Below are 9,919 nucleotides of genomic sequence, written 5' to 3' on the forward strand. Positions count from 1 at the left end.
ACTATGAAGATATTATCAATAAATGCTGTGAGGCATGGAATGAATTACTTTCTGAAGTTGGCCGATTGAAAAGTCTATGCTCCCGTTCATGGGCTGTTATTTCATAATTTAAAAATGGAATTGGTATCACAACCGCCAGTGCACGGTAAAAACCGCTTTCATCCGCTTCAGACAGCAGCTCCAGATAACGACCCGACCATGGCAGCAGATGAGAACCGAGCAGTTCAACCACCGCATCGTCATTCTCTGTTTCCATAAAATAAGCCATGGCCAGAATCATCAGGCCAAACTGGTCTTCCGGCTCATTCAAATCGGTATCCAGCTCAACGTCGTTTGCCCGAAGAAACTGACGATAAGCCTGCGCCGTTTCACCCAGCAACAGATTTTCCCTGTCCAGATAAACCGATCCCCAGGGAGGTGCTGGCATGGAGCCCTGCCCTTCAAACAGCAGAGAAAACTGATAAGGCAGTTCTGCTATGTCCACAGAGCACAGACGGGCTGTCGCTTCCTCAATCAGCGATGGATTCTGCCAGTCCAGCAGAGCGGGCAGCTCAGCAAGCTCGGAAATAACACCACCGGCTTCTTCGGAGGTTGGAGAATAATAAAACAGGGTTCCCAGCATTCTGGGAAGAACGGCAACAGCAGACAACTCGGCACTTCCTGAAATCAAACGTATGGAGACCACTATAGTGGTGAGCGGTTTTCTTGAGTATATGGAGTAATACCGAAAAGGTTTACCTGATAACTTTTCTGCGCACTCACTCCCTGAGCGCCTCTATCGCCACAACAAACGGGTCCCCCTGATACGCTGCCCAGTAATGCTCACCCTTTGCCTTGAGCCCCTCCTCAGACACCGGTGGATAAAGCAGATTCACACTGGCAAAGCCAGCCTCTTCAAGACACTGAACAATCGTATCAGTAGACCAGCAGTAGTCGGTAAAATGCACCTCTGTCTCACCAACCTCGATGGTTAACTCAAACGGGTCACCATCCTGAAGGTTATCCACAGAGTCCACTTTTTTTCCATAGCAGTCATCCGGTGACTGTGGATTATCCTGTACCCGGGCATGACGCTCAGAATCCATCGCCAGCAGATAGCTATAACCACCCGGTGACGTATGATACGCAAGGGTTTCAGCCAGCTCTTTCAGGTGGCTCAGGCTGGCCAGACGGCAGGTCAGCCAGAAAGCGAACACTGTAGAAAATGATCGACCCAGTCGCAGTGAGGTTGGATCCGCCTGACTGAACTCAATGCCAAGGCCAGCAGACTCATTCAGTTGAATGGCACGGTCCAGCATCGCGGGACACTGATCAATACCCACCACATACTCAGCCCCTGCCACCAGGGCAAGGCGTGAAAAAAAACCTTCGCTGCAGCGCAGGTCCAACACGGAATTCACCGGGTGCATCATGAGCACACTTTTTACATAAGGGGTGTAAACGTACTTTGCGACTGGTGACTCAGCCACCGCAATGGCATAGTCATCCGGTGTGAAAAAATGACTCATGTTCGCGAACCCTTTTACTACCTGACCGTAAAGTATCGCAGAAATCTGAAAATTAGCCTGCTCAAGGCTGGAACCACAAAGAGCCTAAGGAAAGAATAACTTTCTGGTTCACCTTACAGGCAGTATCTTTGAATCATTCAGGCTCAGGGCCTCATGAAAAAAGAAAGTCTTTTCTTCGTGAACTTTGTGATCTCCGTGGTTCAAAACAGAAGGTTTGTCAGCCAACTGGCTAAGCAGTTAGACTGACTCTATTTGCGCAAAGACTCTTCATGGCAAAAGCAAAATCCCGAAAAGCATACGTTTGTACCGAATGCGGCAGCGAAGCCGCCAAATGGCAGGGGCAGTGCCCGGACTGCAAGGCGTGGAACACCTATAAAGAGGTGAACCTCGGTCCAGCAGCCTCTCCATCCATTGCCGCCAGTAATAAAGCCGGCTTTGCCGGCACCCTCTCCGAGCTGAAAACCCTCAGTGAAGTAGATGTTGAAGAAGCACCCCGCTTTTCCAGTGGCATGACGGAGTTTGACCGGGTGCTCGGTGGCGGTTTTGTCAAAGGCAGTGCCGTGCTAATTGGTGGCCACCCCGGTGCCGGGAAAAGTACCATCCTGCTGCAGGTGCTCTGCCACGTTGCCCAGTCCATGAATGCACTTTATGTCTCTGGGGAAGAATCACTGCAGCAGATTGCCGCCCGAGCCCAGCGGTTAGGGCTGCCCACCAATAACCTGAAAATGCTGGCGGAAACCTCCGCAGAAAACATTGTGGCAGTTGCTGAACAGGAAAAGCCCGGCATCATCGTGATCGACTCTATCCAGGTGATGTACATGAACGGGGTGGACTCCGTTCCCGGAGGCGTGGGCCAGGTAAAAGAGTCTGCCGCTTTCCTGACCCGTTTTGCCAAACAGACCGGCACGGTATTGCTGATTGTCGGCCACGTCACCAAGGACAACTCCCTGGCCGGTCCCATGACCCTGTCCCATATCATCGATACCCAGATCATGCTGGGCAATACTGATGACTCCCGCTTCCGGATGATGCGGGCCACCAAAAACCGTTTTGGCCAGGTGAACGAGCTGGGTATTTTCGCCATGACCGAAACAGGCATGAAAGAAGTGAAAAACCCTTCAGCCATCTTCCTCTCACGAACCCAGGAAGCGACCTCAGGCAGTATTATCTCGGTACTGTGGGAAGGTACGCGCCCGCTTCTGGTCGAGATACAGGGTCTGGTGGTGGAATCTCAACTGGGTAACCCGCGTCGTGTAACCGTCGGCGTGGAACAGAACCGCCTGGCGATGCTGCTGGCCATTCTGACCCGACACGGTGGCATTTTTACCAGTGATCAGGATGTATTTCTGAATGTGGTCGGTGGCGTAAAGATCACCGAGACCAGTGCCGACCTGGCCAGCCTGCTGGCCGTGGTATCCAGCCTTCGGGATACGCCGCTGCCACAGGATCTGGTCGCGTTTGGAGAGGTTGGTCTGGCCGGAGAGATCCGCCCGGTAGCCAATGGCCAGGAGCGTCTGATCGAAGCCGCCAAGCACGGTTTCAGTCGGGCCATTGTTCCCGCAGCCAATCAGCCAAGAAAGCCGATTCCCGGTCTGACGGTGATTGCTGTGAAAAAATTGTCGGAAGCATTGGAAGCTATCTGATCATAAGTAAAGGCCGGATGAATCCGGCCTTCATCGCTGCAAAACCAGCTCTCTCCTCAGTTTTTCACTTATTAACGCACTCAATACAAACAATATTTATCAAAAAAAAGCAAAGCCCATCACATTTTTATGGATTTATCGAAAGCATTTAGTAAAATATCCCGCATCGTTTAATCCCCCGCCGTTGTCGTTTGCCCAGGATAGGCAGTAGATCTGTGTGCAGTGTGGCACTAAGACTTGGATGTCCAACAAGAGAAAAATAATGAACAGGAATGATCTATTCAGGAAATCGCTGTTAAGTACAGCGGTGGTGGCCGTTTTGCATGCCTACTCCATGGGAGCCGCCGCCGCTCCCTGCCCCGCCCCAGTCGACGGGGGCATCACCATCAGCTCAGGTGAAACCTGTGACAGCATTACCATCTCTGATAGCAACCTTGCCAATGACGTGTCAATAAAAGGCACAGTCACAGGGGATGTCATTAACACTGCAGATCTGAATTACCTGCAGATAAAAACAGGCTCGGAAGGTGAACGACAGATATCTGGCAGTATCATCAATCGGGGTATTATTCATTATGATGAGACTGAAGATGCCTCTTTTATAGTCGGCAGTTATGAAGACCCACTACTGGTCGACGGTGATGTAGCCAATGAGGGTACGGCTACCTACTTTCAGGTGGGAAGGCTTGGCCTCGGCGGAGACCTGATCAACAGCGGCACATTGACCGATGATTTTCTCTATGTATTTGAGTCTGATATCACAGGAAGTGTTGTTAACCGTGGCGATATCGGCAGCGAAGAAAACTCCGTCTACGATGCCATATGGGTAGAGTCCACAGCCGTTGGCGTAGATATTCGTAACGAATCCACCATTTTCACTGATAACTCAGGGATTCTCATTGCTGACACCGAAGTCGGAGGCAATGTTACCAACTCTGGCGATATTACGATCTATACCCATGGCGATGACTATGCCCAGGAAGGTTTATTTGGTATCCGGGTAACGAACTCTGTGCCCAGTGATGAGTTTGAAGGTGAAGAACGTATTGTAGGTCCTTCTATCATTGCTGGCAGTGTCATCAACAGCGGCACCATCACAATTACCAATGGAAATCCTGACGATCCCGCACTGATTGAAGATATGGCGGGCGGTATTTTCGTCGGTGTTGAGCGGGCCAGCCAGGACACCCCTGCAGCATACGTAACAGGCGATGTCATCAACACCGGTGAAATTCTGGAGGATATCAATAACCATGAATACGGTGAGTCCTTTGGAATCCTGATTGAACATGCCATCGTTGGAGGGCGTGTGGGTAATGTGGGAGAAGACAGTGTCATCAGTTCTTCCCGGGCCGGTATCGTTGTCCAGAACGATTCAGAAGTCGGTGATATCGTCAACGAAGGGTCCATCAGCGTCACCGAATTCTGGGATGGCATCTATGTCGATGCATCAACGGCGGCCAGTGTCTCCAATACAGGCCTCATCACCACCACAGCGGGTGCAGGAATCAATGTCAGTTCCAGTACCATTTCCGGCACTGTTCGTAATGATGGACTGATTGATGCCAGCGGTGGCTTCGCTGAATACCAGCGCTGGGATAACGAAGAACCCACGCCCCCCGAATATATAGAAGGCACCGGAATCTACCTTTCTGCCTATACGATATGTGACGATGGCTGTGTTGACGTTACCTCAACAACAGGCAGCATCATTAATGGTATAAATGGAGAGATTATTGCCACCGAAGCAGGTATTGATGTTGACAGTGCCACAATAAATGGCGACATCATTAACCAGGGCAATATCTACGCTGAAGCTCTTGGTATCTACGCTGACAGTGCCACCATCTCTGGCGATGTAATCAACAGTGGCCTCATTGAAGGGGCTGAAGGCATCTACCTGGAAAGCAGTGAAATTGGCACCACAACCGTTAATAACATCATCAACGACACCACAGGGGAAATTGCTGCAGAGTATCTTGGCATTGCACTGAATGAAATTGAAGCCAACAGTGTCGTAAACAATGGGCTGATTGAGGTTGAAATACCTCAGGAAGTCATGCCAATGATGTATGACAACAGTTATGGCTCAGGCATCTATATCAGAAGCAGTGATATTGCAGAAAATGTCACTAATAACGGTGATATTGATGTTTTTGGTACTGGTATCGCACTGGACAGCTGGGGTGAGGGTCAGACCACCGTTCAGTATGTGCTGAACAATGCTGATGCCACTATTGAAGCTGGCAATGATGGCATCTCGTTAATGGAGGTTGACGGCTCCGGTATTGTTAACCTTGGCACCATTACTTCTTATAACGGCTTAGGCATATATTCCTCAGGCAGTAACCTTTCCGACGGCATCTACAATGATGGCCAGATCATATCGGATGGCCCCGGAATTATTGCAGAGGGTTACTCACCCGAAGAGTCCGTTCAGGTCAGCATCATCGCCAATGATGAAAATGGTGTCATCACCGCAGAATACGGGCCAGGCATCGGTGCCTTTGCGGTTGAAGGAGAAAGCCTGGCCAATACCGGCACGATCAATGCCGAATCCGGTATCATGGCCATGCTCAGTACACTGACCGATGGTGTTGTCAATACTGGTACGATCAACGCTGATTGGGCTGGTATTCAGCTTGATACCACTCAAGCCGGTACGGTTGCTAACCAGGGAACCATCAATGTCTCTGATGAGTATGGGACGGCCATTAGCATCTCTGGAAGTGAGTTAACCACTGGCGTTTATAACAGCGGCACCCTCAATGCAGGTGAAGGTATTTTAGTTTCCGGCTACCCTGGTTTTGGTCCAATACTCGCTGTACAGGATTTGCCTCCACCACCTCCGCCACTACCTTCAGAGCCAACACCGCCTGAAGAGCCATTATTTATTGGTACAGTCGTCAATGACGAGAGTGGTGTGATTAACGCAACCGCTGAAGACTCCTACGGTATCGGCCTCGATTTTGTTAAGGCTACCGGTCTGGGTAATGCCGGCATCATTAATGCAGACTATGGACTTTATGTCTACGGTAGCACACTGACTGAAGATATCGTCAACACCGGCATCATCCAAGCGTCCGAGGTTGGCGTTTCCGTTGAGGACAGCCAGATTTCCGGGAACATTTCCAATAGTGGCCTGATTCAAGCGATAAAAGGTATTTACCTTGAAAGTTGGGGTAGTACCACTGTCAATAACATCGTCAACGACACCGGTGGTGAAATCAACGCTGACTACGTTGGCATCGGACTGCGAGGCATCGAAGCCAACAGTATTGTTAATAAGGGCGTTATTAAAATCACCGAAAAGCCCGATGATATTGAACTTCGTGGAATAGACTATAGCGATGGAACCGGTATTTATGTTGCGGGTGGTAGCATTGAATCGGGCATCACCAACAGTGGCGAAATTTCCGCAAGAAACAACGGCATTATTGTTGATGGTTTTTACGACTACGAAGAACCTGTCAATGCTGGCTTTATCCTCAATGATGAAAGTGGCGTAATCAACGCGGGCGACGAAGGTGCTGGTATTGGTGTTGGTTATGTATACGCAGACACTCTTAAGAACGATGGCACCATAAACGGCGGTAGTGGTCTGGTTAGCCTGGAAAGTATGTTTGCAAACGATATTATCAACACAGGTACTATCAATGTAAAAAACTATGCCATTGCGGTTTCTGAGTCTGAAATCGAAGGCATCGTTGGTAATACCGGTGTAATCACTGCCAGAGCAGAAAATGAAGACAACGAAGGCACAGGCATTTTCATTGCTGATTCGGTCATCAATGGTGGTGTGATTAATACCGGTGTTATTAATGCTGACATCAATGGCATCCATATCAATGGCGAGCTGAATGGGGATATCCTCAATACCGGCACCATCAGCTCGGACCAGGGTGCAGCGATCTACGCCAGCTTTGGTGCTGATCATGATGGTTCCGTCGAAAACTATGGCTCAATTACGGGTGGAGATGACGGTAAAACGGTCACCGCTATCGACTACAGCGACGCCTTTGCACCGCTGACACTGGTACAGGAAGCCGGACAGATCATCGGTAATATTTGGGGTAGCTCCGAAAACAGCGGCGACAGCGCATATATCGATGGTGGCAGCATCACCGGAGATCTGCACGATATCGAGGGGATTTATGTTGACGGTGTTACCACACTGGACGGCAACGTTTATGGTGGTACCTTCATCAATATTGAATCCAGCGGTAATCTGACACTGACCGGTGAAGCCCGTAGCTTTGAAAGTGACCTTAACCTTCACGGCGGTACGCTCAGTCTGAACATCAGCAATGAGACCGACCCTGCGGAAGCGATGCTGAGCACTGAGGGTGATATTTACCTGAGCAGCAACAGCCGCCTGATCATTACCGCCTCGCAGAACCTTGAGGTAAACCTGGACCCTGTCGATTATCTGGCATTGTCTGGTAATGCACTCTCTCACAACGGTGTAACCGTTGAATCCGGCTCTGCCATCATTACCGCGGAACTGGCCGAAATAACGGTAAACAGCCTCAGCGTGACGGTCGCTACCAACGACTTTGGTCAGGTGATCGAAAGTGTTGGCGCCACCGGTAACGAAGTCCAGGTTATCGATGCCTACATGCAGGAATACATCGCCAGCTCTGGTGGTGAATGCAATGCCATCTGTCAGGCCATTGAACAGGCAGAAACGGCTGAAGAACTGGCCGCCATTGCTGAAGAAATGGTGCCAGACTCCTCCGGCGTTGTCGGCGCCAGTCAGGCCGCCCAGAGCGAAACGCTGGGTGCCGTATTCAAGCGTATTGCCGGTTTCCGCAGCAGCGTCAGCGGTGTCAGCTCCGGTGACAACATCGAGCCCGGCTCACTCTGGATGCAGGCCCTTGCGTCTGATGGAGACCAGGATGCGGTTCAGTACCAGGGCAATGACTTCGACGGTTACAGCTACCGCACCCGTGGCTTTACCATTGGTGCCGATGCCGACCTGAGCGATACCCTCACTGCCGGCCTGGCCGTAACCTACGGTGTCACCAAGTCCGATGTGGAAGGCAGCGCCAACCGCAGCGAAACCGACAGCTACCTGCTCACTGCTTATGGCAGCTGGCGTCAGCAGGACTACTTTATGGACAGCAGTATCGCCTTCGGTGTCAGCCGTTCCGATATCGAGCAGTACACTGCCAACGTGAAGTCCACCGCCGACAGCGATGCCGCCCAGGTAGCCCTGCGTCTGGTCACTGGCCGCACCTTCGCCTTTAACGACAATGACACCATTGTTGAGCCACAGGTGGCCTTTAACTACAGCCGTGTGGATACCGACAGCTATACCCTGCAGCCACTGAATATGGAAGTGCTGGATCAGCGCATTGAAACGGTGGAGCTGGGTGCCGGCCTGCGGGCAATGACCGCAATCGATACCAAGCGCGGCCTGTTGATTCCAGAAGTAAACCTGATGGCCTGGCACGACTTTGCCGCCGACCGGGGTGATACCGCTGCCCGCTTCCTGACCGGTGCCGGTAACAGCTTTGTCACCACCGGCGCCAAGCCGGAACAGACCAACTATCAGGCGGGTCTGGGTGTGCAGTACTGGTTGAACAACAACGTCAGTCTGTCTGCCAACTACGACCGGAACTGGAACTCCAACTTCAGTGCCGATACCTGGCTGGCCAATATCCGTTATGACTTCTAACGGCTAACGCTCTGCAAAACCCCAAACGCCCGCTTCTGCGGGCGTTTTCTTTTGGGGAGTCCGATTTTATTGATATAAGACTATAGTCGTTTTTAAGGGAGTCTCTGTACAATAGCTCGGCGTTATAACGACCTACTGAGCTACCAGGAACCCTGCTCCCCCTGATGATGATACGATCAGGGCAAATCTACGGGCGGTAGCGTCTTTGTCGTTTTTGCTGTTTTGCAGAGAACCTGAGCCGATTGCTGAAGCCGTGATCTGCGTAGAAACGTGACTGCCTGGTGATTAATGGTTTCTATCACAAGGACGCTTGTGATGTTCAGTCAGGTGCAAAAAGCTCATCTGCGATATAAATCCGAGATATCGGAGATATATTGTAAATAGGCTTATTAATCAGGCCGTTACTAAGCCTGCGAAAAGGGTAATATTTCTCACCTGAGTCATTAAGAAAGGTTATTAGGGGGATATATCTCAAGTGAGTTCAATAACCAATATTGCCCATTTGAGTTCTAATACAATGTTGCATGTCAAAACCAACATTTGAGTAAATACAAAGTAAGGAAGTAAAAGAGTGCTTAAAAAAATATTAATAATTGGAATAGCTTCGACATTGTTTACAGGGTGTGCTTCACAGGTAAAAATTGAACAAATATCTAACAAAAGAATTGGTTATAGTTCACCAATAGGCTATGAGAGCAATTTATGTCATGGGTATACTGGAATCACAGTCTTTCAAAATACTGGAACAAAGCATGAGTTAAGCTCAAGTATTTCTAAGATGTACCAAGATGCTCTAGAGCTTGGCATCAAAAATACTGGAAATACACCTGTTTACCTCGGTGAGCTTTCATTAATCAATAATTCAGAGTATGCAAAATTTAGTGAATGGGATCATTCAATTGCTCTAACAGACAATGGAAAAAGATATTTAAATAAAAAAATCAAAGATGAAAACATTGACGGGTGCTCTCTCTGAATGATTGAAACAATAGTGCTCTATTTTCACAGCTACTATGGGAACACCACTCATAATAGTTAACTGTCATGCCCGCTTCTGTTATTTCCAGCTCTACCAAAAGCATCGTTTT

5 protein-coding genes are annotated in these 9,919 nt (G+C 49.7%); 3 read left to right on the top strand and 2 right to left on the bottom strand.

Going from position 1 to position 9,919, the window contains the following annotated elements; all coding sequences use genetic code 11:
- Position 1: 1 nt before the first annotated feature.
- Together AK963_RS20940 and AK963_RS20945 are read right to left on the bottom strand one after the other, a co-directional pair.
- Positions 2-649: a molecular chaperone TorD family protein gene (locus AK963_RS20940; protein ID WP_066017371.1), complete on the bottom strand. Its 648-nt coding sequence runs from the start codon at positions 647-649 to the stop codon at positions 2-4.
- Between the two features lie 109 nt (positions 650-758).
- The gene (locus AK963_RS20945; protein ID WP_066017372.1) at positions 759-1,508 is read right to left on the bottom strand and encodes a class I SAM-dependent methyltransferase; all 750 of its coding nucleotides are present in this window, start codon (positions 1,506-1,508) and stop codon (positions 759-761) included.
- A 269-nt stretch (positions 1,509-1,777) separates the two neighbouring features.
- Here AK963_RS20945 and radA point away from each other — a divergent pair, with 269 nt between their 5' ends.
- From radA to AK963_RS20960, 3 genes are all read left to right on the top strand, one after another.
- Positions 1,778-3,151: a DNA repair protein RadA gene (radA, locus tag AK963_RS20950; RefSeq protein WP_066017373.1), complete on the top strand. Its 1,374-nt coding sequence runs from the start codon at positions 1,778-1,780 to the stop codon at positions 3,149-3,151.
- A 262-nt stretch (positions 3,152-3,413) separates the two neighbouring features.
- Positions 3,414-8,831 carry an autotransporter outer membrane beta-barrel domain-containing protein gene (locus AK963_RS20955; RefSeq protein ID WP_066017374.1) on the top strand — a complete coding sequence of 1,806 codons (5,418 nt, stop codon included), beginning with the start codon at positions 3,414-3,416 and terminating at the stop codon, positions 8,829-8,831.
- 571 nt (positions 8,832-9,402) lie between these two features.
- Entirely contained in the window at positions 9,403-9,807 is a 405-nt protein-coding gene (locus tag AK963_RS20960; protein ID WP_066017375.1) for a hypothetical protein, read from the top strand.
- Positions 9,808-9,919 lie beyond the last annotated feature (112 nt).

Source organism: Endozoicomonas atrinae, assembly GCF_001647025.1.
Lineage (GTDB): Bacteria > Pseudomonadota > Gammaproteobacteria > Pseudomonadales > Endozoicomonadaceae > Endozoicomonas > Endozoicomonas atrinae.